At 41.6% G+C, this 26,563-nt stretch carries 22 protein-coding genes; 6 read left to right on the top strand and 16 right to left on the bottom strand.

Annotated features, from left to right (window positions below; genetic code table 11):
- Positions 1–5 precede the first annotated feature (5 nt).
- From iscU to trmJ, 4 genes are all read right to left on the bottom strand, one after another.
- Positions 6–392, bottom strand: a complete 387-nt coding sequence (iscU, locus tag PR699_RS14765; RefSeq protein WP_004921389.1) for a Fe-S cluster assembly scaffold IscU — start codon at positions 390–392, stop codon at positions 6–8.
- Between the two features lie 24 nt (positions 393–416).
- Positions 417–1,631, bottom strand: coding sequence for an IscS subfamily cysteine desulfurase (locus tag PR699_RS14760; protein WP_014656323.1), 1,215 nt, complete (start codon positions 1,629–1,631; stop codon positions 417–419).
- A gap of 117 nt (positions 1,632–1,748) precedes the next feature.
- On the bottom strand, positions 1,749–2,246 hold the full coding sequence (gene iscR / locus PR699_RS14755) for a Fe-S cluster assembly transcriptional regulator IscR (protein WP_004921396.1): 498 nt from the start codon (positions 2,244–2,246) through the stop codon (positions 1,749–1,751).
- 106 nt (positions 2,247–2,352) lie between these two features.
- On the bottom strand, positions 2,353–3,084 hold the full coding sequence (gene trmJ / locus PR699_RS14750) for a tRNA (cytosine(32)/uridine(32)-2'-O)-methyltransferase TrmJ (RefSeq protein ID WP_014656324.1): 732 nt from the start codon (positions 3,082–3,084) through the stop codon (positions 2,353–2,355).
- A 125-nt stretch (positions 3,085–3,209) separates the two neighbouring features.
- Between trmJ and suhB the strand changes: the two genes are divergently transcribed.
- Complete coding sequence (gene suhB, locus PR699_RS14745) at positions 3,210–4,013, top strand: inositol-1-monophosphatase (RefSeq protein ID WP_004921404.1); 804 nt, start codon at positions 3,210–3,212, stop codon at positions 4,011–4,013.
- 219 nt (positions 4,014–4,232) lie between these two features.
- Here the strand turns inward: suhB and PR699_RS14740 are convergent, their stop codons facing one another.
- Together PR699_RS14740 and glyA are read right to left on the bottom strand one after the other, a co-directional pair.
- Positions 4,233–5,384, bottom strand: coding sequence for a 3-phenylpropionate MFS transporter (locus tag PR699_RS14740; RefSeq protein ID WP_004921405.1), 1,152 nt, complete (start codon positions 5,382–5,384; stop codon positions 4,233–4,235).
- 81 nt (positions 5,385–5,465) lie between these two features.
- Positions 5,466–6,719, bottom strand: a complete 1,254-nt coding sequence (gene glyA, locus PR699_RS14735; RefSeq protein ID WP_004921412.1) for a serine hydroxymethyltransferase — start codon at positions 6,717–6,719, stop codon at positions 5,466–5,468.
- Between the two features lie 351 nt (positions 6,720–7,070).
- Here glyA and hmpA point away from each other — a divergent pair, with 351 nt between their 5' ends.
- The gene (gene hmpA / locus PR699_RS14730; RefSeq protein WP_004921414.1) at positions 7,071–8,270 is read left to right on the top strand and encodes an NO-inducible flavohemoprotein; all 1,200 of its coding nucleotides are present in this window, start codon (positions 7,071–7,073) and stop codon (positions 8,268–8,270) included.
- Between the two features lie 221 nt (positions 8,271–8,491).
- On the opposite strand, the gene glnB is transcribed toward hmpA, so the two are convergent.
- From glnB to PR699_RS14705, 5 genes are all read right to left on the bottom strand, one after another.
- Positions 8,492–8,830: a nitrogen regulatory protein P-II gene (gene glnB / locus PR699_RS14725; protein WP_004921424.1), complete on the bottom strand. Its 339-nt coding sequence runs from the start codon at positions 8,828–8,830 to the stop codon at positions 8,492–8,494.
- Between the two features lie 12 nt (positions 8,831–8,842).
- Positions 8,843–10,465 (bottom strand): NAD+ synthase, encoded by a 1,623-nt coding sequence (locus PR699_RS14720; RefSeq protein WP_014656326.1) that lies wholly within the window; start codon positions 10,463–10,465, stop codon positions 8,843–8,845.
- Positions 10,466–10,583: 118 nt separating this feature from the next.
- Positions 10,584–11,924, bottom strand: a complete 1,341-nt coding sequence (gene glrR / locus PR699_RS14715; RefSeq protein WP_004921431.1) for a two-component system response regulator GlrR — start codon at positions 11,922–11,924, stop codon at positions 10,584–10,586.
- Complete coding sequence (gene qseG / locus PR699_RS14710; RefSeq protein ID WP_272572893.1) at positions 11,911–12,762, bottom strand: two-component system QseEF-associated lipoprotein QseG; 852 nt, start codon at positions 12,760–12,762, stop codon at positions 11,911–11,913. The genes glrR and qseG overlap by 14 nt, the downstream gene beginning before the upstream one ends.
- A 2-nt stretch (positions 12,763–12,764) precedes the next feature.
- Positions 12,765–14,204, bottom strand: coding sequence for a sensor histidine kinase KdpD (locus PR699_RS14705; RefSeq protein ID WP_014656328.1), 1,440 nt, complete (start codon positions 14,202–14,204; stop codon positions 12,765–12,767).
- Positions 14,205–15,107: 903 nt separating this feature from the next.
- On the opposite strand from PR699_RS14705, the gene PR699_RS14700 reads away from it, so the two are divergent.
- Positions 15,108–16,139 (top strand): methyltransferase, encoded by a 1,032-nt coding sequence (locus PR699_RS14700; protein WP_014656329.1) that lies wholly within the window; start codon positions 15,108–15,110, stop codon positions 16,137–16,139.
- Between the two features lie 54 nt (positions 16,140–16,193).
- On the opposite strand, the gene purL is transcribed toward PR699_RS14700, so the two are convergent.
- Positions 16,194–20,081 (bottom strand): phosphoribosylformylglycinamidine synthase, encoded by a 3,888-nt coding sequence (gene purL / locus PR699_RS14695; protein WP_014656330.1) that lies wholly within the window; start codon positions 20,079–20,081, stop codon positions 16,194–16,196.
- Between the two features lie 384 nt (positions 20,082–20,465).
- Here purL and mltF point away from each other — a divergent pair, with 384 nt between their 5' ends.
- Positions 20,466–22,166 (top strand): membrane-bound lytic murein transglycosylase MltF, encoded by a 1,701-nt coding sequence (mltF, locus tag PR699_RS14690; RefSeq protein ID WP_014656331.1) that lies wholly within the window; start codon positions 20,466–20,468, stop codon positions 22,164–22,166.
- Positions 22,167–22,201: 35 nt separating this feature from the next.
- Here the strand turns inward: mltF and tadA are convergent, their stop codons facing one another.
- Entirely contained in the window at positions 22,202–22,738 is a 537-nt protein-coding gene (gene tadA, locus PR699_RS14685) for a tRNA adenosine(34) deaminase TadA (RefSeq protein ID WP_004921454.1), read from the bottom strand.
- A gap of 172 nt (positions 22,739–22,910) precedes the next feature.
- A complete protein-coding gene (leuE, locus tag PR699_RS14680; protein ID WP_014656332.1) occupies positions 22,911–23,558 on the bottom strand; it encodes a leucine efflux protein LeuE in 648 nt (215 codons plus the stop codon).
- Positions 23,559–23,756: 198 nt separating this feature from the next.
- On the opposite strand from leuE, the gene PR699_RS14675 reads away from it, so the two are divergent.
- Positions 23,757–24,215: a hypothetical protein gene (locus PR699_RS14675; RefSeq protein ID WP_004921460.1), complete on the top strand. Its 459-nt coding sequence runs from the start codon at positions 23,757–23,759 to the stop codon at positions 24,213–24,215.
- Positions 24,216–24,828: 613 nt separating this feature from the next.
- On the top strand, positions 24,829–25,089 hold the full coding sequence (locus tag PR699_RS14670) for a YfhL family 4Fe-4S dicluster ferredoxin (RefSeq protein WP_004921463.1): 261 nt from the start codon (positions 24,829–24,831) through the stop codon (positions 25,087–25,089).
- 157 nt (positions 25,090–25,246) lie between these two features.
- Here PR699_RS14670 and acpS read toward each other — a convergent pair whose 3' ends face one another.
- Positions 25,247–25,630, bottom strand: a complete 384-nt coding sequence (acpS, locus tag PR699_RS14665) for a holo-ACP synthase (protein ID WP_004921465.1) — start codon at positions 25,628–25,630, stop codon at positions 25,247–25,249.
- Positions 25,630–26,361 (bottom strand): pyridoxine 5'-phosphate synthase, encoded by a 732-nt coding sequence (gene pdxJ / locus PR699_RS14660; protein WP_004921469.1) that lies wholly within the window; start codon positions 26,359–26,361, stop codon positions 25,630–25,632. The genes acpS and pdxJ overlap by 1 nt, the downstream gene beginning before the upstream one ends.
- Positions 26,362–26,563: the final 202 nt, after the last annotated feature.

The following is a 26,563-nucleotide window of genomic DNA, read 5'->3' as shown; positions in this document are numbered from 1 at the left end:
AAGCCTTATTTGCCTTGGCGTTTGCTTTTATAATCCGCAATGGCTGCTTTAATTGCATCTTCAGCAAGAATCGAACAGTGAATTTTCACTGGTGGTAATTCTAGCTCTTCAGCGATAGCTGTATTTTTAATCGCTTCGGCTTCATCTAAGCTTTTACCTTTCATCCACTCAGTGACAAGTGAACTTGAAGCTATTGCTGAGCCACAGCCGTAAGTCTTGAAACGCGCATCTTCGATGATTCCATTATCATTTACTTTGATTTGCAGTTTCATCACATCACCACAAGCTGGCGCGCCAACCATCCCGCTACCTACGCTTGGGTCGTTATTGTCGAATGAACCCACATTACGTGGATTTTCATAATGATCGATGACTTTTTCACTATATGCCATTTTTAAACTCCTGAAACTGTCTGATTAATGGTGAGACCATTCGATGCTGTTAAGATCTACGCCGTCTTTGAACATTTCCCATAAAGGAGACAGTTCACGTAAGTGGCCAATTGCGCCATGAATCTGTTTGATTGCATAGTCAATTTCTTCTTCTGTTGTAAAGCGACCTAAAGAAAAACGAATAGAACTGTGAGCAAGTTCATCATTCATTCCAAGGGCACGTAGAACATAAGAAGGTTCTAGGCTTGCAGAAGTACATGCAGAGCCAGATGATACCGCTAAATCTTTAAGAGACATCATCAGCGATTCACCTTCAACATAGTTGAAGCTGACATTCAGAATGTGTGGAGCACCGTTCTCTAAATCACCATTGAGGTAAACTTCTTCAATATCTTTAATGCCATTCCAAAGACGCATGCGCAGTTTACGTAAGCGTGCTGACTCCTCAGCCATTTCTTCTTTTGCGATACGGTAAGCCTCACCCATCCCAACGATTTGATGGACAGGTAATGTACCAGAACGCATACCACGCTCATGACCACCACCGTGTTGTTGAGCTTCAAGGCGAACACGTGGTTTACGACGCACATACAAAGCACCGATACCCATAGGGCCATACAGTTTATGTGCAGAGAATGACATCAAATCCACTTTCAGAGTGGACAGGTCGATAGGGAGTTTACCAACGCTTTGAGTGGCGTCGACATGGAAAATAATGTTGCGGCTACGGCACATTTCACCGATGGCTGCGATATCTTGAACGACACCAATTTCATTATTCACATGCATAATAGAAACAAGGATAGTATCGTCGCGTAAAGCAGCTTCTAAATCTTTCAGGTCAATCAAACCATTGCTTTGTGGTGCAAGGTAAGTCACTTCAAACCCTTCACGCTCAAGCTGGCGGCAGGTGTCTAAAACTGCTTTGTGCTCTGTTTTACAAGTGACAATGTGCTTGCCTTTCTTTTGATAGAAATTAGCGGCACCTTTGATAGCTAAGTTATCAGATTCTGTTGCACCTGAAGTAAAGACAATTTCGCGTGGATCGGCATTCACCAATTCTGCGATTTGATTACGTGCAATATCAACGGCCTCTTCTGCTTGCCACCCAAAACGGTGAGAGCGCGAAGCGGGGTTACCAAAAATGCCGTCCATTGTTAGACATTGCATCATTTTTTCAGCAACACGTGGGTCAACGGGTGTTGTTGCTGAATAATCAAGATAAATCGGTAATTTCATTGCTCACTTACTCCAAAAGACAAAATTGTCTTCATTTTCTAACGATACCTATGATGATCATTCATTCGAACCCCATCATTTTGTGTATCAACTGCAATTTATTAAAATATTATATAATTAAGCACGGACATTAATAATCGTTTCAGGTGAAAGACCACCTAATGTTGCCCGACGTTTTTCGTTATCTTGTCTATCGGCGACATCTATGACTTCTTGATTTTTCACTAATTCATCAAGGCTAATGCTGCTTAGGAAGCTTGTGATCCTATCGCTCAAATCACGCCACAGCGCATGCGTTAGACAACGGTCACCATTTTGACAACCTTCTTTGTTGCCTTGACAACGTGTCGCATCAACAGATTCATCAACCGCGGCAATTACTTGAGCAACAAAAATTTGATCAGCATCACGGCCTAGCAAATAACCACCACCTGGGCCACGAACACTCGAAACAAGCTCGTTTTTGCGTAGACGAGCGAAAAGTTGCTCAAGATAAGAGAGGGAAATTCCCTGACGCTCAGAAATATCAGCTAAAGGTACAGGCCCTGTCTGAGAGTGTAATGCGACATCTAACATCGCCGTTACTGCATAACGCCCTTTGGAAGTGAGTCTCATAACATATACTCCGTGGTAAAATATTGCCCAATTGTGACATTCCCGACTAATTTAGTCAACTATTTACCTGACTAATTTACTCAAGTATTTTTCACGGAGTGATAACTCATTTTTTTGCCCATTTTTCCATTGAAGTCAGGATACCACGTAAAATATGTAGCTCCTGAGTTTCAATGTGTGCACGGGTGTATAAACGTCTCAATTTATTCATAATTAGGCCTGGATGCGCCTTACGAATAAACCCTGATTCATTCAACACACTTTCAAGATGCACATAAAAACGCTCAATATCTTCTACCGGCGGATATTCTACCCCATCCTCCTCCGAGTTCACTGCGTTTTTTTCCTCTAGGGCTAAATAGGCCATGCGAATTTCGTAACTGACCAACTGAACCGCCATCGCAAGGTTTAATGAACCATATTCAGGATTGGTAGGTATATAAAGATGGTATTGGCATTTTTGCAACTCTTCATTGGTCAGCCCAATACGCTCACGGCCAAAAATTATGGCAACAGGCGCCGTTTTCGCTTGCATCACTGATTTTTCGCCACATTCACGCGGTGCAACCATCGGCCAAGAAAGTGTCCGAGAGCGCGCGCTCGTGCCAATGACTAATTTACACCCTTCTAGAGCTTCATCCAATGAATTGACTATCGTGGCATTGCCAATAACATCGCTGGCTCCTGCAGAAAGCGCAATCGCATGCGAGTCAGGCTGTACTTGTGGATTAACGAGATAAAGGTTGGATAAACCCATGGTTTTCATGGCTCTAGCAGTAGAGCCCATATTGCCAGTGTGTGAGGTCTCAACAAGGATAATGCGGATATTGTCTAACATGGTTTAGTCGTTTTTCTAAAAAATAATCGCAAGAGTCTAACACAAAATTGCTTATTGTGACGAACATCTATATAATCCGCCCACTCAAAGTTTTTCGTTCTTTAACATTCCAGTGGAAAAAGCCCATGCATCCGATGCTAAATATCGCCATACGTGCTGCGCGTAAGGCTGGCAACCACATAGCAAAAAGCTATGAAACGCCTGACAATGTTCAAATCACTCAAAAAGGCTCTAACGATTTCGTCACCAACGTTGACCGTGAAGCAGAACATTTAATTATCGAGGTCATCCGTAAATCTTATCCTGACCACACTATCATTACTGAAGAAAGTGGTGAGTTACTTGGTAAAGAAGATGATATTCAATGGGTAATCGATCCACTGGATGGCACCACTAACTTCACAAAACGTTTCCCTCACTTTGCTGTTTCTATCGCGGTTCGTATTAAAGGCCGTACAGAAGTCGCCGCTGTTTACGATCCTATGCGTAACGAGTTATTTACCGCTGTTCGTGGTCAAGGCGCACAATTAAATGGTTATCGCCTACGTGGTGCCGATGCTCGCGAACTCGATGGCGCGATCGTGGCAACCGGTTTCCCCTTTAAGCAAAAACAGCACGCCGTTGTGTTCATGAACATCATGAGCAAAATGTTTGAGAGCTGTGCAGACTTCCGCCGTACAGGCTCAGCGGCTCTTGACTTGTGTTACGTCGCTGCGGGTCGTGTCGATGCTTACTATGAAATTGGTTTAAAACCATGGGATTTCTTAGGTGGTGAACTGATCATGCGTGAAGCTGGCGGTATTATGACGGATTTTGTTGGCAACCATAATTACTTAGCTTCAGGTAATATTGTTGCGGGTAGCCCACGCATTGTTAAAGAGATTTTATCTGTGATGCGTGAAGAATTATCCGAGTCACTGAAACGTTAATGATTTAATAAAGGTGTTGGGGCTTCCCCCAATGCCTTTAATTCTCCCCTCTCATATAACCCACCATAAGATAACTCAATTTGATAGAAAGCATTTTAGTGTCACGTTTTTTACTATCGATTACACCACCAAAATGCCTTCTTGTTAGTGATTTTGGATTGTTCATTCACTTCATATATATATCTAACCCTGATATTTAGGAACAAACCCAAATTAACCTTATGATTGTGCTACAACTTTCGGTCTAATAAACAAAGCAGGGATCGCCAATAATGCCATTAAATAAAAGACTAAACCGTGATTGTCTGGCACACGCTCATAGATAGCCCCCACCACAACAGTGATGATAGCTAAACCGCCCCCTGTTGCTAATGCTGAATAAACACCTTGTAATGGAATAATTTCATTTTCTTTTCGAGCACTGATAAAACGCATTGCAGCGAGGTGGCATACGGTAAAGGTTCCACTGTGCAATATCTGAACAACAATAAGGACTGGTAGTGAGGTAAATGCCCCCATTAGCCCCCAACGAATGATGCCGCTGATGGCAGATAGCAAAAGTAGATTTCGTGAACTCCAACGACGAAATAGTTTGTTACTCAACATAAAAACCACAACTTCAGCAACAACGCCAAGTGCCCAGAGGCGACCTATAACGATGTCAGAATAGCCTGCTTCCTTCCAAAATAAAGAGGCATAGCCATAATATGCAGCATGTGCACCTTGCAACAAGGTGACACAAATTAGGAACGTCACTACGTTTTTATCTGCAATGAGTTGTCTAAATGAGAGTTTATCTTCTCCTGCAACTTTAGGTATGCCTTTAGGCATAATTGCAGGCGTTAACATTGCCGTGAGTAATAAAGCTAAGCAGCTAATAATTAAAGCCACCATAATGGATTGATGACCTAATATATCGGCGAAATATCCCATCGCTATGGAGCCAATAATAAAAGCGACGGAGCCCCAAAGCCTAATTTTGCCATAATCAAAGGGAAACTGCTTTTGCCATGTTCCTGCCAGCGAGTCACCGAGTGGCACTAATGGCGCAAAAAATAAGTTAAACCCAGTCATGACAAAAAATAGCCATGCCCAATGGGAACCAAAGGAAAAGGCAACAGCAAAGAGTAGAGACAATCCTGCCAATATTCTTAATGCGTTAATGAGTTTGGATTGATCTTTAACCATCGGTGTAATAAACATTGCACCAAGGAAACGCGCAGCTAACCCAATCCCTAATAACACCCCGCTCATTTCAGCATCAATACCTTCACCTTGTAGCCAAATTGGCCAGAATGGTAGAAAAATACTGTAAGCGAAAAAATAGGTAAAATAATCAATCGCTAGCCAGCGAGTTGATGGAATTACCATCACTCCTCCTTGTTTTTCAATGCAAAAAACCCGCTTTTACCAAAGTGTAGAAGCGGGTTTTGAAACTAAATTAATTTTATTTTATGCGTAAACTGGGTATTTTGCGCAGATATTCAATACGTTTTGTTTGATACGTTCAATGGTCGCTTCATCATTGAGGTTATCCAGAACATCGCACATCCAACCAGCCAGTTCACGTGCATCGCCTTCATTAAAGCCACGACGTGTGATCGCTGGCGTACCAATGCGGATACCAGAGGTAACAAATGGACTTTTCGGGTCGTTAGGTACGCTGTTTTTATTCACCGTAATGTTTGCACGACCCAATGCAGCGTCAGCATCTTTACCTGTAATACCTTTATCAACCAGATCCACTAAGAACAGATGGTTCTCTGTGCCACCGGACACTACTTTATAACCGCGTTGTTGGAAAATTTCTACCATTGCTTTCGCATTTTTCGCAACTTGTTGTTGATAAACTTTAAATTCAGGTTCCATCGCTTCTTTCAATGCGACCGCTTTACCTGCAATAACATGCATTAACGGGCCACCTTGAGAGCCAGGGAAGACGGCTGAGTTCAATTTTTTGTACAGTTCTTCGTCACCACCTTTCGCCAAAATCAGACCACCACGAGGGCCAGCTAATGTTTTATGGGTCGTTGTAGTAACGATATGTGCGTGTGGAACTGGGTTAGGATAGACGCCTGCTGCGATTAGACCCGCAACGTGAGCCATATCAACGAATAGATAAGCATTGATGCTATCTGCGATTTCACGCATTTTAGCCCAATCAACAATACCAGAATATGCAGAGAAACCACCGATGATCATTTTTGGCTTATGTTTCAATGCTTGTGCTTTGATATCTTCGTAGTCGATTTTTCCGCTTTCATCGATACCGTAAGGAACGATGTTATAAAGTTTGCCAGAGAAGTTGACTGGTGAACCATGGGTCAAGTGACCACCATGAGCAAGGTTCATACCCAATACGGTATCACCCGGTTGCAGCAACGCCATATAAACAGCCGCATTAGCCTGTGAACCTGAATGAGGTTGTACGTTAGCATAATCTGCACCAAACAGCGCTTTTGCACGATCGATAGCTAATTGCTCGACAACGTCAACATACTCACAACCACCGTAATAGCGTTTGCCTGGGTAGCCTTCTGCATATTTATTCGTTAGCTGAGATCCCTGAGCTTGCATCACTCGTGGACTGGTATAGTTTTCTGAAGCAATTAACTCAATGTGTTCTTCTTGACGGACGACTTCTTGTTCCATTGCTTCCCACAGTTGTGGATCATAATCTGCAATATTCATTTCACGCTTTAACATTCGCTTCTCCTGCCTCAGCCATTCAATAAGTTGATAACAAAACTATCGCAATAGCACACAGTGTAAACTCTTTTTCTTCAGGGTGATAGCCCTAAAGAAAAAATATACGCAAACGTTTGCATAAATTTTCTCAGTCATAAAAGACTATCAAGCATACCAAGATAAAATCAGACATATTCGCATTGCTAAAAGATTAAATCCTATTTATTGGGTGACTCTTTTATAAAGTTTCTATTTTTAAACTCTTTTTATAATAGACCTATTTACTTTGTGTGTTAAAAGTTATAAATTGCATTTAAAATACATGTTATAAAATTCATCATCGAATGAAATTATTTCAGGAGAGCCTGTATGCTAGACAGCCAAACTATCGCTATTGTTAAATCCACTATCCCAGCCATTGCTGCAACGGGTCCCAAACTAACTGCTCACTTCTACGACAGAATGTTCAAACAACATCCTGAGCTGAAAGATATTTTTAACATGACGCATCAAAGTAACGGCTCACAACGTGAAGCCTTATTTAATGCGGTTTGCGCGTATGCAACACATATTGAGACGCCCGAAGCATTGATTTCTGCTGTAGAAAAAATCGCACAAAAACATGCAAGCTTGAATATCAAACCTGAACACTACCCTATTGTCGGGGAAAATTTATTGGCTGCTATCGATGAGTTACTCAACCCAGGGCAAGAAGTGTTAGATGCTTGGGGTAAAGCTTATGGTGTCCTTGCTGATATTTTTATCAATCGTGAAGCAGAAATTTACCGCCAAAATGCAGATAAAACAGGGGGCTGGGAAGGTTTACGTGAATTCCGTGTTGCGGCTAAACAGGCGCAAAGTGATGTGATCACAAGCTTTGAGTTTGTCCCTGTCGATGGTCAGCCTGTCGCAGATTATCGTCCAGGCCAATACATCACTATTTATATCAATGATGACAGCCTAACTAACCAAGAAATTCGCCAATATTCACTGACCACAGCACCAAATGGTCGTAGTTATCGTATTGCCGTTAAACGTGAAGATAATGGTGTTGTCTCCAATTATATTCACCAAAACTTAAATGAAGGTGATATTGTTCATTTAGCGCCACCATGCGGTGATTTCTTTATTGATATCGATAATAAAACCCCTGTCACTCTCATTTCTGCGGGTGTCGGTTTAACACCGATGCTGAGCATGCTCAATTCATTAACTCAGGAAGGCCATGAAGCACAAGTTAACTGGCTACATGCCGCCGAAAATGGTGCCGTTCATGCGTTCCATCATGAGGTAAATAAACACCTTGCTCACCATCCACATAGCCAATCCGCTGTTTGGTTTAATCAGCCACGTGCAGAAGATAAACAAGGATTTGATTATCAATTTAGTGGCTTAATGGATCTTTCGCAGGTTAAAGCGTGGTTAGACGTTCCAAATATGCAGTTCTATTTCTGTGGTCCAGTTGGCTTTATGCAATACATCGCTAAACAACTGATTGAGATGGGCGTTTCAGCAGAGAATATTCATTATGAGTGCTTTGGCCCTCATAAAGTTCTACCTTTAAATTAATTTTAAATAACCTATTTAAAATTCGCGGTAACGGTTTTGCATACTAAACACTCTTTTAATCCCATTCCTGTGTTTATGCCGTTACCGCTTTTTATTAAATAATGACTAAGCTATTCCATGATGTTTGCCCCACGACCATTCCCTAAATAATGCGTATTAAGTAGGGGTCGATGGTGCGGCTCCCTTGAAATGTGACTAGAGCCGCGAAAAAAGCATGGAAATTAAATCGCCTCTTCGTCCTGTTCACCAGTACGAATACGGATCACGCGAGCAACATCGTAGACAAAAATTTTGCCATCACCAATTTTGCCAGTTTGTGCCGTCTGCATAATAGTTTCTACGCAGCTTTCGACAATATCATCGGGCACAACAATTTCAATTTTGACTTTAGGCAGGAAGTCCACCATATATTCGGCGCCACGATAAAGCTCGGTATGACCTTTTTGACGACCAAAACCTTTGACTTCTGTTACCGTCATCCCAGTGATCCCCACTTCCGCTAACGCTTCTCGGACATCATCCAGCTTAAAAGGCTTAATAATTGCATCAATTTTTTTCATAAATAATTCCTGTTATGACCAGTTTTTACGGCCAAAACCTGACGTGATTGGATAACGACGATCTTTTCCGAAATTACGCACCGTAATACGTGGTCCAACTGGCGCTTGACGGCGTTTATATTCGTTAATATCGACAAGACGCACAACGCGATGAACCGTTGCTTCATCGAAGCCTTGCTCAATCAATTGTGCCACGGAATAATCTTTTTCCACATAAGCTTCAAGTAACGCATCTAAAATATCGTATGGCGGCAAGCTATCTTGATCGAGCTGCCCTGGTGCCAGCTCCGCCGATGGTGGCCTATCGATCACACGTTGCGGTATCGCAGGAGAGATCGTATTACGATATTTCGCTAACTCAAAAACCAATGTCTTTGGTACATCTTTTAAGACATCAAAACCGCCCGCCATATCACCATATAAGGTTGAATAGCCAACGGCAGATTCACTTTTATTACTGGTCGTTAAAACTAAACGACGGCGCTTATTGGACATCGCCATTAAAATAACAGCACGGCAACGCGCCTGTAAATTCTCTTCGGTAGTATCAACAGCAGTACCTTCAAACATTGGTTGAAGTTGTGACATAAAAGCATCAAACATAGGTTCGATTGAGACAATATCAAACTCAACGCCAAGCAATTCAGCCTGCTCTTTGGCATCATGGATACTCATTTCTGAGGTATAGCGGAATGGCATCATCACGGCCTGAACGCGTTCTTTGCCAATCGCATCCACCGCTATTGCCACTGTTAATCCCGAATCAATCCCACCGGATAAACCGAGTATAGCGCCATTAAAACCATTTTTATTGATATAATCGCGAGTTGCCATCACCAAGCCTTGATAAACCTGTGCAACTGGTGACAGTGCTGGTGCTAGCTTTTCCATCGGTACCGCGGATAACTCATTAAACTGGCAATTAACGATTTGCTCATCAAAATCAACCAGCTGATGTGTGATTTTACCGTCACTCGCCAGCACTTTAGAGCCACCATCAAAAATTAACTCATCCTGACCGCCCACTTGGTTCAAATAGATGATAGGTAATTGTGTACGCTGGCAATGCCTTACCAATAAATCACTCCGACTATGATCCTTGTTACGATCATATGGGGAGGCATTAATCGTCAACAATAGTTCGGCACCGGCTTGCTTAACGGCATCCACTGGCCCATCGAACCAAATATCTTCACAAATTAATAAGCCTATACGGTAACCTTTAAAGTCAACCACACCGGTTTTATCCCCCGCAGAGAAATAGCGAAGCTCATCAAAAACACCATAGTTTGGCAGCTCTTGTTTGAAATAGCGGGTGAGGAGTTTTCCTTGGTAGAAAAAAGAGAGGGCGTTATACATTTTCCCCGCTTCTGTCCACGGGTGACCAACAACAATCGCTGTTTCCGTGCTCGCATTTTGTAAGCGTTCTAATTGCACTAAACAACGTTGGGTAAAATCCGCACGGAATAAAAGATCTTCCGGTGGATACCCCGTGAGTGACAGCTCAGAGAACACAACAATGTCAGCGATATTCTTTTGTTCTTCAAAAACTTGCAACATGCGTTCACAGTTGCCTTCAATATCGCCAACTAACCAATTTAATTGAGCTAGTGAAATATTAAGCTTACGGCTCATAAGGTATTTCTTCTCCCGAGCATTGATATTGATACCTTAATTCACTCTTCACTAGCCATTACCACGGCAGCGATAAATTGAGTGACTTAAACACGATAAATTTAGATGATAAGGCCAATTATTCTTTAAAATCATTAGCCTCTAAATCATGACGTGCCAATAATTTATAAAATTCAGTACGATTTCTGCCTGCCATGCGAGCGGCTTGTGTCACATTCCCTTTTGTCATCTGTAATAGTTTACGTAGATAGTTAAGCTCAAATTGGTTACGTGCCTCAACAAACGTTGGAAGTGCCGTATTTTCACCTTGTAACGCTTGGCTAACCAACGCTTCACTGATCACAGGTGTTGTAGTCAATGCGACGCATTGCTCAATGACATTAACCAATTGACGTACGTTGCCCGGCCAACTGGCTGACATCAAACACTTCATAGCTTCTGTCGAGAAGCTACGAACAAACGGCTTATGCCTAGATGCCGATTCACGTAGTAAATGGTTAGCTAAAATAGGTATATCCTCCGCCCTCTCATTCAGGGCTGGGATGCGCAAATTCACCACATTCAGACGATAATAGAGGTCTTCACGAAACTCATTTTTTTCCATCGCCTTCGGTAAATTACGGTGTGTTGCAGAGATAATACGCACATCAATATCTAAATCACGATTACTGCCAAGAGGACGTACCTTGCGCTCTTGTAATACGCGTAATAATTTAACTTGTAGCGGCATTGGCATATCGCCGATTTCATCAAGAAATAGCGTTCCCCCATTTGCGGCAAAGAATAGCCCTTCTCGGCTACTCACAGCCCCTGTAAAGGCCCCTTTTGCATGGCCAAATAGCTCAGATTCAAGTAATTGTTCTGGTAATGCGCCGCAGTTAATCGCGATGAATGGTTTGCGTGCCCGTGGGCTTGCCTTATGGATTGCCTGTGCTAAGACCTCTTTACCTGTACCACTCTGCCCATTAATTAATACGCTCACATCCGATTGCGCGACCATATGGGCTTGTTCTAACAGTCGGATCATCAACGGGCTGCGGGTAACAATGCCTTCACTCCACTCTTCATCACTGATTGGTGTTGAAGATAATGCCAATGCTTCATCAATGGCCTTGTAGAGCGCATCTTTATCAACAGGTTTGGTTAGGAAACTAAATACGCCGCGCTGTGTTGCTGCAACGGCGTCGGGAATTGAGCCATGGGCGGTGAGGATTATCACGGGTAAATTAGGGTGTTGCTTCTGGATCTCATCGAACAGAGCCATTCCATCCATTTCATCCATTCGCAAGTCACTAATCACCAACTCTATTTTTTCTTTTTGAAGCAATTTTAGCGCTTCTGGCCCACTTTCCGCGGTGGTGACTTTAAAACCTTCACTGCTTAAGCGCATACCCAGTAATTTCAGCAGACTAGGATCATCATCCACCAGCAGAAGATTTGCTGATTTACGGTTGGTCATTGCACTCATTCTCCGATGGGTTATTAGTTGAAGAGTTACCATCCTCAGCGACTGGTTTTTCCGTTTTAGCCGCTTCTTTTGGTTGCTTTTTATCTACCGCTTCAACCTCTTTTTCCGTTTCATTGGTAATTTGTTTGCGAGAGGAGAGTTGCCTCTCAATGTCAGTTAAATTTTCTAATTTACGTGAGGTTGTATTCAGTTCAAATACCAGTCTGGCATTTTCTTCTTTCATACGGTCAAGTTTATTGTCTGTATCTTGCTGTAGCCGCTTAAAACGAGAATTGGCTTCAGCAAGATTAATTGTTTGTACCTGTTGTTCACGCCAAAGTTGTAATAACGGGCGAATTGCCGTGGGGAAATTAAGGCTAAAAGTGTTCATACTGTCGACCATTTTGCGTCGTTCAGCAATTGTGGGTTCAGCCGCGCCCATTAAGATACTGTGCTGAAATGCGTCCGACCAATTTTCAATCTGTATCTGTGATGCCTGCTTGCGTGCTGTAGCAGGGTCGAGACGATCGGCACAGTCCATCATCCTCAACCAAAAAAGTGCATTTTCTCGCGCATTAGGCTGATAATTTTCCCAAACGCCCTCACATGCCGCATAGCGGTAATCGGTCACTTTAACTTCAGGGACAACAACTTGAGCTAACGTATCTAAAGAAGATTGCCCATTTTGAGTCGTACAACCCGTTAAAATGAGTGACAACAATAACGCGCCTATATGCACCGCTTTTTGCTTTTGGATGAATCTAGAGTTTTTTTTCGTTAACCCGATATATCGCTTTGGTAACACCGCAAAGCGTAATGCAACCAAAACATCTGTAGACCTATTTGCCATTATTATTCATTCTCTGCAGTTAAAGGCAGTTCAATTCTAAAGCAGACATCTGCTAATTTATTGGGTACTAGTGAAAGTTCACCCCCCATTTGCTTAATGCAATCATGTGCAATACTTAGCCCCAATCCGCTGCCTTTGACAGCTCCTTTTCTCACAAGCGACCCTTGGTAAAAAGGTTCAAAAATCATACTTTGTTCTGACTCAGGAATTGGTGTGCCAGTATTAGCAACTTCAATAACAAGCTTATTATCTATTCTGCGGCTTGTGATCCAAATATTACCTGATTCACTGCCATAGTGCACCGCATTGGAGTAGATATTATCAATAACCCGTCCTAGTAGCGTTGGTTCAGCAAGGCAATGGTCAATACGTAGACGAATATCCGTTTGAATATTTTTCGCTCTCGCAGGTAAATTATGAGCCATAACAATGTCTTCAATCAATTTTTGCAAATCAACATGTTGTGCTTCTGGCGGGCTATCTGCTAATTTACGATTATAATCAAGAAGCTGCTCAATAAGTTGCTGAAGATGCTTACTGCTGTTATCAAGAATTTCTACAACCTCTTTTTGTGACTCGGTAAGCGGCCCCGCCACTTCATCGGCCAGTAATTCAGTGCCTTCACGCATACTTGCTAATGGTGTTTTCAGCTCATGGGAAATATGCCGCAAAAACTCATGGCGCTGCGATTCTAACCAAGCTAAGCGTTCACTTAACCAGATAATCCGCTGCGCTAACGAGCGTAACTCTCGAGGCCCTTTAAATAATTTTAAATTATTTGTCAGCGTTCTGCCTGTGCCTAATCGGTTGATCATACGTTCGATGCCTTTCACTGGCCCGATAATCATTCGAGTAAACAAAGCAACTAAGAGCACACTCAATAAAAAGAGGATAAGGCTCTGCCAACCAAAAAGCTGTCCTTTATTGGCAATTGCTTTTTGTAATTGCTCCCCTCGACTAAATATTACGTCGCGGGTCTCTTGTATTAATGCATTATTCTGCTCTGAGAATTGGCTTAATGCTGCGGTGACTTCTTTAGGCGGTTCACTATTCTCACAAACTACCGTTTTTAATTCTTCTAACGCGCGAGTCAGTGCCGATGTATCTGCATTTTTAGGCAGTATCGTTTTTTGCCGCTCAAACATCTGCTGATAATCAGAAAACTGCTTGAGGTAGAGGGTATGTAATGAAGCATCTTTCAAAACACAGTATTGGCGATAGCTTCTTTCCATTTCTAAAGCTAGTCCACCCATCGCTTCACTTCGCCGGGTATCTAAAAGTGTTGTTTTATTGATTTGAGCAGCTTGATTACTTAATTGCTCCAAGCTTTGGTATGCCTGATAAGCCAGAACCAATAGTGGCAATAGCACTAACCAAAATGCCATGACAACCAATTGGCGCAAGGAGCGCGGAAATAGACGCCATTTACTCAATGCATTCATCTCACACCTGTTAAACGAGGTTCCATGGTAACAGAACTGAATGAATTACGTGAACTTGATGATCACCACAGTTCGATTTTCCCTCTTATTTCATAAGAGTCACGCTAGTTACAGCAAGCAATGTGCCAATCTCATTGAGAATAAACAAGAAAAATTATGGGGGGATAAATACAGGAAGGCGGAATAAAGAGTTCAACTTTATTCCGCCAGCGATTTACTGATGTGATATATGATTATCTCTTTATAATCATATAGGTGGTGCCTCACTCCACGTGTCGCCCTGTGTTTGATAAAGCTCGAAAGCGAATATCTGTGCTGTTGGACGGTAGGCACCTTACTTTGGCATCATTCTTGCTTTATGTGGTATGTTCCCACCCTAATGTGGACCGACATAATAATGTTGAATGAGCAACTGAATATTATTATGCACACATCGTGCCAACTTTTCAATATATTTATTAATTAATTGAAAGATAAGCGCTTTTATTTTTTCGGTTTCTTATTTCTTCTTTTTCACCTCTAAAATTTTTCTTTCTTTCCTCTATACTGTCTCCTTTTAAAGACACCCACCACAGCATAGAAAATTATTTTTATTTTTCAACAAATTAAATGTCTCCATTTGGAGACACCCAAATAAGGGGTTTGTCGCCAATTTTATACACCTCGAAAAAAAACCTCATCACCTGAATAAAAAAACCTCAGAATAATTAATAAAATTGATATTTATTGCGAGACCAACAGAAATTCAAATTAAAGCGAAAATAATAAACACTATGGCACCCCTAATTTTTATTGATAAAAATTAAGAGTACTTTCCAAGAAATAATTTTACTAATCTATACTTCACGACAATACTTAACTTTTACTTATTGATTTGATAATAAAGATTCGATGAGGAAATTTATGAATATGCAATCAAGTAACACAATAGAGCAGAACGATATGCAAGCCGCGTTGTATGTGCTTGAGCAAACTATTGGTTTTGTATTTCAAGCAGCACTACGCGCCGCGGTGCAGTTAAATATTGCGGATCATTTAATGCAGGAAGCAAAGACCGTTGAGCAACTGGCTGCTGAAATAAAGGCAGATGCGAGAGTCGTGAAAAAAATTCTTCGAGTACTCGCAACCCGTAAAATTTTTACTTGTTTAGATGGCACTCATTACGCATTAACGCCAGAAGCGACCTTTTTATGCACTGATCACCCCTACTCATTGCGCCCTGCTATTCTCTGGTTGACTGATAAAACCTTTTGGCTAACGAGCGCAGAGTTCACACAATCCGCTTATGGTAAGCGCGTATTTGAAGATTTATTCGGAAGTACATTCTTTGATTACTGGGAAAAGAATGCTGATCAACCAGATGGCTTTGATGAAGGGCAAGCTTCTTTATCAAAAATTGAAAACGAATTTATCCTAAAAAATTATACTTTCCCAGAAAATATCATTGTTGCCGATATTGCTGGCGGCTTAGGCAACCTGCTACTTGAAGTATTGGCACGTAATCCGTCATTAAAGGGTATCCTATTTGATAGGAAACATGTGCTAGAAAAAAATATTCTACATCGGCTCAAAGATAATACCCGTTGGACATTACAACCCGGCTCTTTTTTTGAACAGTGTCCAGAAGCTGATATCTACCTATTGAAATACATAACTCATGACTGGAGTGATGATAAGCTTATTGAGATATTTAAAACCATCCGTCGCGCCATGAAACCAACCTCAAAATTACTGGTCATGGACGCGATTATCCCCGAAGATAATCGCCCCCATTTTGGAAAGGAATTAGAGCTTATATGCTTTAGTGTTATTCACGATAGTAACGAGCATACAGAAGCTGAATTTAACGCATTGTTCTCGCAAGCAGGTCTAAAAATCAACCGAATTATTCCAACAGAAAGCCATATTGCTATCATTGAAACCGTTCCTGTCTAATCGGCAACGACGAAAAAATAGCCCCGTATTACGGGGCTATCAGATTCAGGCTACTTAGCCTAATTGCTTACGCGCATTACGGAAAATACGCATCCATGGGCCATCTTCACCCCAATTTTCTGGGTGCCAAGAGTGACTTACAGTACGGAATACACGCTCAGGATGCGGCATCATAATTGTTGCGCGGCCATCCATTGATGTCACCGAAGTAATACCATTCACTGAGCCATTAGGGTTAGCAGGGTATTGCTCTGTGACCTGCCCATAGTTATTCACAAAGCGCAGTGCTACTAATGAATGATTTTCCAATTGCTGAATATGGGCAGGATTACGCGCCTCAACCAAACCTTCACCATGAGATACCGCAATCGGCATGCGTGAACCGACCATATCTTGAAGCAATAAGGAAGGGCTCTTAGCTACCTCGACCAAACTAAAGCGCGCTTCAAATCGTTCTGAGCGATTGCGTACAAAACGAGGCCACAGTTCTGCTCCTGGGATCAACTCATATAAATTGGACATCATTTGACAACCATTACACACGCCAAGGGATAATGTATCTTGACGAGCAAAGAAAGCAGCAAATTCATCACGTACTTGGTTGTTAAACAGGATTGATTTTGCCCAACCTTCCCCAGCACCTAATACGTCACCGTATGAGAAGCCACCACATGCAACTAAGGTTTGGAAGCCTGCCAATGATAGATGCCCCGCGAGCAGATCACTCATATGGACATCAACCGCATCAAAACCAGCACGGTCAAAAGCAGCTGCCATTTCCACATGAGAGTTAACACCTTGTTCGCGCAACACCGCAACTTTAGGGCGTACACCAGACAGGATATAAGGTGCTGCGATATCCTCTGCAATATCGAAAGTAAGCTGAGTATTTAGACCAGGGTCTTGGCTATCCAACTTCGCTTTATGCTCTTCATCTGCACACGCCTCATTATCACGTAAGCGTTGCATCTGCCATGTTGTCTCAGCCCACCACTCACGTAATGTACTGCGAGATTCCTGATAAACAACAGTATCACGACTATTAATCACTAATGCATCTTCTTGGGTGACCGTACCTAGATAATGTAAACATTCACCTAAACCCGCTTCAGCAAAGCAATTTTCAACATATTGCTTATCTTGCTGTTTAATTTGGATAACGGCGCCCAACTCTTCATTAAACAGCGCGGCGAGAATATCTTCATCAAATTCGCTAATATCAACATTAATACCGCAATGGCCTGCAAATGCCATCTCAGCTAATGTCACGAACAGACCACCATCAGAGCGGTCATGGTATGCTAGCAGTTTTTGCTCTGACAATAAGCGTTGGATAGCGGCAAAGAAACCAGATAGTAATTTAGGGTCGCGCACATCCGGTGCTTTATTACCTAACTGACGGTAAACTTGCGCAAGAGCCGAGCCGCCTAAAGCATTATGCCCTTGACCAAGATCGATTAACATTAAGGCAGAGTCAACGTCCGTTTTTAATTCAGGTGTCACCGTCAAACGCACATCTTCAACACGACCGAATGCGCTAATAATCAGTGATAGTGGTGATGTCATTTCACGCTCTTCACCATTATCTTGCCAACGTGTTTTCATTGACATCGAATCTTTACCAACAGGGATAGTCAACCCTAAAGCAGGACACAGTTCTTCGCCTACCGCTTTCACAGCTTCATACAGACCTGCATCTTCCCCGGGATGCCCCGCCGCCGCCATCCAGTTAGCTGAAAGTTTTACTCGTTTTAGATCTTGCACATATGCGCTAGCAATATTAGTTAATGCTTCCCCTACCGCCATACGGGCAGAAGCGGCGAAGTCTAACAATGCAACAGGGGTTCTTTCACCAATTGACATAGCCTCGCCATAGTAGCTATCAAGACTCGCTGTTGTGACCGCGCAGTCCGCGACAGGGATCTGCCAAGGCCCAACCATCTGATCACGCGCAACCATACCAGTCACTGTACGGTCACCAATAGTAATTAAAAATGTTTTTTCCGCGACGGCTGGAAGATGCAACACGCGTTTTACTGCTTCATTTAAATGGATAGACGTTCTATCTAACGCCCCTGGTTGTGCCTTTAATGTATTCACATCACGCAACATTTTAGGGGTTTTACCTAACAGCACATCAAGAGGCATATCAATAGGTTGATTATTAAAATGCGCATCTTTTAAAACTAATTCACGCTGTTCGGTTGCTTCACCAATTACTGCAAAAGGAGCACGCTCACGCTCACAAATTGCCGTAAATAGAGCCATTTGTTCTGGAGCAACGGCTAAGACGTAACGCTCTTGAGACTCATTACACCATACTTCTAATGGGCTCATTCCAGGCTCATCATTCAGAATTTTGCGCAGTTCAAAGCAACCACCACGGCCCCCATCACTCACTAATTCAGGCATGGCATTCGATAAGCCACCCGCTCCCACATCATGGATAAATAAAATGGGGTTGTTCTCACCCAACTGCCAACAATTATCAATAACCTCTTGGCAACGTCGCTCCATTTCTGGGTTATCACGCTGCACTGATGCAAAATCCAGATCAGCATCTGATTGACCAGAAGCCATAGAAGATGCGGCACCACCACCAAGACCGATATTCATTGATGGCCCACCAAGGACGATGAGTTTTGCTCCAACAGGGATCTCACCTTTTTGCACGTGATCCGCCCTGATATTGCCAATCCCTCCAGCTAACATAATAGGTTTATGATAGCCGCGTAGCTCTTCACCGTTATGGCTGTTAACCTTTTCTTCATAGGTACGGAAGTAACCTAATAGTGCTGGGCGACCAAATTCGTTATTAAACGCCGCGCCACCTAATGGCCCTTCTAGCATAATATCGAGAGCGGTAACGATACGTTCCGGTTTGCCGAAATCTTCTTCCCATGGCTGCTCAAACCCAGGGATACGTAAATTCGATACTGAGAAACCAACTAAACCTGCTTTCGGTTTGGCACCGCGCCCTGTCGCCCCTTCATCACGAATTTCACCGCCCGAGCCCGTTGCTGCCCCCGGCCATGGAGAGATCGCTGTAGGGTGGTTATGTGTTTCGACTTTCATCAAAATATGAGCATCTTCTTGATGATAACGATAAGTACGGCTATCTGATTCTGGGAAGAAACGCCCCACGGAAGATCCTTCCATCACTGCCGCATTATCTTTATAAGCAGATAACACATAGTCTGGCGTCGTTTCAAAGGTGTTTTTAATCATTTTAAACAGCGATTTAGGCTGTTTTTCACCATCAATGATCCAATCTGCATTAAAAATTTTATGGCGGCAGTGTTCTGAGTTTGCCTGTGCAAACATATACAGTTCAACATCCGTTGGGTTGCGTTTTAACTCAGTGAATGCATTTAGAAGGTAATCAATTTCATCATCAGCAAGTGCTAACCCCATTTCTACGTTAGCTTTTTCGAGGGCAGTTCGGCCATGACGACTGATATCAATAACTTTCATTGGTGCGGGTTGATGATGAACAAACAGTGCCTCAGCTTGCTCAAAAGAGCCAAAAACACTCTCCATCATGCGGTCATGTAGTAGCGCTGCAACGTCTAGCCACTGTGCTTGTGATAGTGAATCGGCTTGCACATAGTAAGCAATACCACGTTCAATTCTTTCGACCTGAGATAAACCACAATTGTGAGCAATATCTGTCGCTTTAGATGACCAAGGAGAAATTGTTCCTGGGCGTGGTGTCACTAATATGAGTTTACCAAAAGGCTCGTGCTCCGCGAGAGAAGGACCGTATTTCAGCAAACTACGCAGTTTGCCTTGCTCGCTTTCACTTAAAGGCGCTGATAGTTCAGCAAAGTGCATATATTCAGCATAAATATCCGTAACAGGAAGCTGTTTTTCAGCAAACAACGCCAACAGGCGAGCAATACGAAATGCTGATAGAGCAGGTGAACCACGCAAAATTTCCATAGTCTTAAATTCTCTCATTTAAACGCCAGCCCTGATCATAAAAGCAGGGGAACCGGAACACATTATAGAGCAATGCGAATCAATACGAAACCGTTTGCGTGACTAAAAATAAAGCAAACCGTTAAAAATTATTAGGAACGAAATAGCACAATATTGGTTGCACGGATCATAATTGTTGAGCAAAATGTCCAAACACTGGAAATATAACCATTACTTATAACAATTTTTATTACAACACCGGCATACAAACACCCACAATTTTCTGGGCGATTGAGAGATAGCAACATTCATCTATTGACTCGCTTGGATAGCAGCTTCGATTGCTAAACAGTGCAAAGCAATCTGGACTTGAAGTATAAAGGGTATACATACGAGATATTTTTTTTGAATAACATCAAGGTTAATTATTTCATTATTGGGATTATTGCGCTTGTTGCGGCCATGATTATCGGACTGAATCTCCGCTGGCCCAATACACAAAATAATCAACTCTATCAAATCCTCTCTCGAGGTGAATTGCGAGTCAGCGCGATTAGCTCCCCCCTGATTTATCTTGACGATGAAGCGAATCTGCATGGTTTTGATTATGAGCTTGTACAAAGCTTTGCCGATTACCTCGGCGTAAAACTAATCATCACCATGAGACCCACCGTCGAGCTTATTTTTGATGATATTGAAGAGGGGAATGCAGATATCGGGGTTGCTGGTCTGCTCTATAATAAAGATAGATTACAAAAAATGAAAACTGGGCCAAGCTACCTAAATGTGACACAGCAATTGGTCTACCGAAAAGGTTCTACTCGCCCTAAGAGCTTTAATGATATTAAAGGAAAATTGGTGGTTATGGCAGGCTCTGCACACGCTAGCACCCTCAAATCATTAGCCGGTAAATACCCAGAGCTGACTTGGCAAGAAACTACCGAATACACAACCAATCAATTGTTAGAAATGGTTGCCGAAGGGCTGATTGACTATACACTTGAAGATTCAATTTCCGTTGCCCTCCAACAACGCATTCATCCAGAAATTGCTGTTGGATTCGATTTAGTCGATGATCACGCCATTACTTGGTATATGAAACGTCTTAATGACGATAGCCTAAACGCTGCTCTTCTCGACTTTTTCAATGTCAGTAATGAAATAGACTTACTCGCAAGACTTGATGAAAAATATTTCAGTCACGTTAGTTCATTCGATTATTTTGATACCATTTCATTTATTAACGCTATCAACAAAAAACTGCCCAATTATCAGCCACTATTTGAAAAATATGCCACGACCCTTGATTGGAAACTCTTAGCCGCTATTGCATGGCAAGAATCCCATTGGGATCCTTTGGCTACCTCACCAACAGGTGTACGTGGACTAATGATGCTTACAAAACCAACGGCGGAAACCATGGGTGTCGCTGATAGGTTAGACGCTGAGGAGAGTATTAAAGGAGGAGCTGCCTATCTCGAATATCTGATGCAGCGCCTGCCAGTATCCATTGCTGATGACGATAGAATTTGGTTTGCTTTAGCCGCCTATAATATGGGCTATGGCCACATGCAAGATGTTAGAAAGCTAACTGAAATGCAAGGAGGTGATCCTGACCGCTGGCTAGATGTGAAATCAAGGTTACCTCTTCTAACACAAAAAAAATATTATTCTCAACTTAACTATGGTTACGCACGGGGTCACGAAGCCTACCGCTATGTTGAAAATATTCGCCGCTACCATCAAAGTTTGGTTGGGTATTTACAAAACCAAGATAAAAAACAGCGTGCACTAGCGATTGCGGAAAAATCGCTCATTTTATTTCCGCCTCTTACAACGCCTAACGAGCAGAAGCAGGCTGTTGAAAATGCAGACACCGCAAAACAGGATGATGTGACCTCAAACGCACCACAAGCATCTTCAACACAAAATCCCCACCAAGAAAAGGTTAGCCTAAAACACGTTCAATCTACCCCAGTACAGCAGAAGTTACCCGCTATTCCCCCGAAGGATACGCTCACTTTGGGGCAATATTTTCTTTCGCCCCATACACAGGAAGGCTCCCATGCCAAGGAGCCTACAGAGCCAGTAACAACAAATAATTAGAAACTTAATCATAGCTAATCAGTATGAAAGAGGGATTAAGGTGATTTTTGCTGCTGACATCCTCCGCACTCACCTTCTGTTTGCGCCAACATCTGTTTCTGCGCTTTCTTTTGCGCTCTACGCATTTTAAAAAAATTACTTAACATCGCTGAGCAGGTTTCTTCTAAAACCCCGCCCTTCACATCCACATAATGATTTAATCCGGGGCGCTCTAAGATATTAATAAATGAACCGCAAGCACCGGTTTTAAAGTCTCTCGCCCCATAGACTAAACGCCCTATTCGACTATGTACTAATGCGCCAGCACACATAATGCATGGCTCCAACGTTACATAAAGTGTTGTGTCTAATAATCGGTAATTACTAAGCGCACGACCACCTTGCTGTAACACCATTATTTCTGCGTGAGCTGTAGGATCATGACTTTCGATTGAACGATTCCAACCCGATGCAATTAATTGATTATCTTTCACTAATAGAGCACCAACAGGTATTTCTCCTGCATCTTGAGCATTTTTCGCCAATTCTAAAGCGCGCTTCATCCAAAACTCATCAACTTCGGCTTGTGTCACAGCAACCTCTAATCTATCTATTTAAATAGATTATACCGTAAATTATTTGAGTTGCTGTAGGGCGGTAATGAGGAAATTTATCAATCACTGCATAGAGAGGAAGTTACCGTGGTTTTGATATGCCACGATAACTGATAAATAGACAACAGTGTGAACAAGGCAAAATCTCGCCTTAATTACTAAAAATCGCTAATTTTGCAGCAAACCCCATAAAAAAGCTTCCTACCGCACAGTTACCCAATTTAGCCAATATTTGTTTTTCACGTAAAAAACGCGCGATAAGATAACCACTAAAAATCAGCAGACTAAGATAAATAAAGCTGACAAGCTCCAAAATAGACGCGAGCACCAGATATGGAACCCAAGCGTGCGAGTAATTAAAGTCAATAAATTGAATAAAAAAGGAGATATAAAATAGAATCGCTTTTGGATTAGTTAAGCTTAGGATCAACGCACGCGTAAAAATTTTCTCTGATTTAACCACCATTGGCTCAGTATCTGAACTTGCTAATTTTTTTTGCTTAAAAGTCGCATAAAGAATTTTGCAACCTAAGTACAACAGGTACGCCGCGCCTAAATACCTTACGACCATAAAAAGTGTAGGTGACGCTTTTATCACTGACGCAACCCCAATAAATGAGAGAAAAATGAGTATTGCATCACCGGTAAATACGCCTAATGCTGCCCGATACCCTGCTTGAGTACCATGAGATGTACTTGATTTTAAAACATATAATGAATTTGGTCCCGGCACTATGATGATAAAAATCAACCCTGCCATATAAGTCCAGAAATTCAAAACACCAAAACTTTCAAACATAATGAAAACCTTAACCATTTTTTTCTTATTACTATCACAATCTTAACCAGTTGTGAATATTTATAAATTCAATTATTACCATAATATTTAAAAATATGAAATAAGCTAATAATAATGATTATTTTTAAATATGCCTTATTTTCATAATATCAAAGTGCTTATAAACAATTTAACTTACTAATAAATAAAGGAGCTGATATGTCTCTGATCCAATCAGGTATTCAAGCGGGTATATTTGAACAGTTTTACCCAACCACGCTTGTCTACACTGCTGCAAAAAAAATATTCTTCTTAGGCCATACTCCTCAAGATAAGGCCTACTTTATTTATAATGTTAGTGATAAAGGGATTATTGATACAAGTGCTCCTATCCATAAAGGGAAATTAAACAGCTACCTTAGCAATCTACAATATGTACAAGATTTAACGCTGAATAAACAGTATATTTATGGTTATAATTTAGAAGAAAAGACCATTCAATTCTTTGTTGTTTTAGATAATGGCAATCTTGAAAATGTTTACGACTTTACTTTTAACGCTAACGGCATGCAAATTAGAACAGCGTCGTTCTTCGTTATCAACGGCATTTTATACTATTACTACCAGTATGAAAAATCAAAAAATTGGGAATCATTCTCTGTCGTAATTGTAAAATAATAGTTTTTGATAGCTAAAGAGTTCCTTTTAAGGATTGGTAACCCCAATCCTTTATTTTAAAAGTTATCTCTTATATAAGATTAAAGCAACCACACTAAATAAGATAATTTTAGATAAGCCTTACAGTCAGCGTTTTCAATATTAATTAACCCGATAAATAATAAAACCCCACCGTCTAAAGTTTATAATCACTGTAATGCCAAACCTTTAATTCATAAAAAACCAATGATATATAATAAAGAATACCAAATAATAAAAAATTGTACATCTAAAAAACAGGCTAACTTAATACAATCGACTTCGATGTGTTTATTCTATTTTTCCCTATTAAATAGAGATAGCTCATAATCTCTAAGATAATATTACTAATACACATTCTATTTAGCACATAATAATAAATGTTATCATATTGAACAATGTTTATTATCTTTGCTATGGAAATTATAGCCACGCTTATCCCTTTTCCAGTTATGCATAATAAATAATACAATTTTTTAACATAAAAAGAAGATGTTAGGTGAAATTGATAGAATTAGTATTTAATTTCCCTATTTCCGTGTAGAATTAGTCACCTCATTAGAATTATTTATGGTAACAGATTTAACTGATTGAAATGGCACTATTAATTACTAAAAAATGTATCAATTGCGATATGTGCGAACCCGAATGCCCTAATAATGCTATCTATATGGGTGACGAAATTTATGAAATCGATGCAGACCTCTGCACTGAATGTGTCGGCCACTATGATAAACCGACCTGTCAATCGGTTTGCCCTATCAACAATACGATTATCACAGACCCACAACATATTGAAACACAAGAACAATTATGGGATAAGTTTGTCATGATCCATCATGCTGATAAAATTTAGCCTATTAGCACTTTCTACCTGTTCCCTGACACTTACTCACGACCCAGCGCTATCGCTGAGTGTTGATTACCCCCGCCGCATAACGGCGAGGTATCATCCTCTTCTTATCAAATATGCCCTCTGGATAAGAAGAGTTATTGAGCCTATTGTGTGTCAATTACACACTTTCAATAATCACTGTCGCAGCGGCATAATGGCGCTCATCCGTAATAGATACGTGAATATGCGTTACGTTCATACGCTGCGCTAGTTTTTCAGCCTCCCCCACCAATGTTAGTAGCGGTTTCCCCAAAGAGTCATTACTGACTTCAAATTGGTTAAAGGCCAATCCATTACGAATTCCGGTACCGAGCGCCTTAGCTGCCGCCTCTTTAACCGCAAAACGTTTTGCTAAGAAACGAGCTGGCTGAGCTTGTTGTTGAAACTGCGCAAATTCATTTTCAGTCAATATCCGTTTCGCTAAGCTGTCAGCTGAACGTTTAATCACCGCTTCTATTCGGGCTATTTCAACAATATCCGTACCAAGACCTACGATTGCCATTAGTAACGCGCTTCTCTGAGTAGTTTTTTCATATCTGCCACCGCATTCGCTAGGCCGCTAAATAACGCTCGCCCAATAATGGCATGCCCGATATTCAATTCATAAATTTCAGGTAATAGCGCGATCCGCTGAACATTATGATAAGTTAAACCATGGCCCGCATTTACTTTTAGGCCTTTCCCTGCCGCATAAGCTACGCCATCACGAATTCGACGATATTCGATTTCTTGTTCTTGCTCCGTTTTCGCATCTGCATATGCACCTGTATGTATCTCAATAAATGGTGCACCTGCTGCTTGCGCCGCATCAATTTGAGTGTGATCAGCATCAATAAACAGAGATACTTGAATACCGGCTTCAGTCAAGCGTTTAACAGCATCAGTAATTTTGGGTAATTGCCCCGCCACATCAAGCCCCCCTTCCGTCGTGACCTCTTCACGCTTTTCAGGTACTAGGCAGCAAAATGCAGGCTTCACTCGACATGCAATGTTAATCATTTCCTCTGTCACTGCCATTTCAAGGTTCATTCTGGTTTGAATAGTCTCTTTTAGCAGCTCAATATCCCTATCAGTAATATGGCGGCGATCTTCTCGCAAATGCACAGTAATACCATCAGCTCCTGCTTGTTCTGCAACAAATGCGGCTTGTACAGGATCAGGATACTGTGTTCCCCGTGCATTTCTCACTGTTGCGATATGATCTATGTTTACACCTAACAAAAGCTCAGCCATTTTTCACTCCCTATCATAAATACAGTCAAGTACGCTCAATGCCCCTATCCTACTGCAATTTAATATTGAGTGGGAATAAATCTCTATCGCTTCGAGCGCCTTTCCATATTTTGACGACTTTTTCAGCAAACTTATTAGATTTTGGGAAGCGGCTCGTAAAATATCGGCGTGGTGCAGATTTTGATTTGGCATACTGACCATT

Origin of the sequence: Providencia sp. PROV268 (genome assembly GCF_028477805.1) — a bacterium.
Lineage (GTDB): Bacteria > Pseudomonadota > Gammaproteobacteria > Enterobacterales > Enterobacteriaceae > Providencia > Providencia stuartii.
Note: the sequence above shows the minus strand (reverse complement) of the source record. Positions and strands in the feature narration are given on the sequence as shown.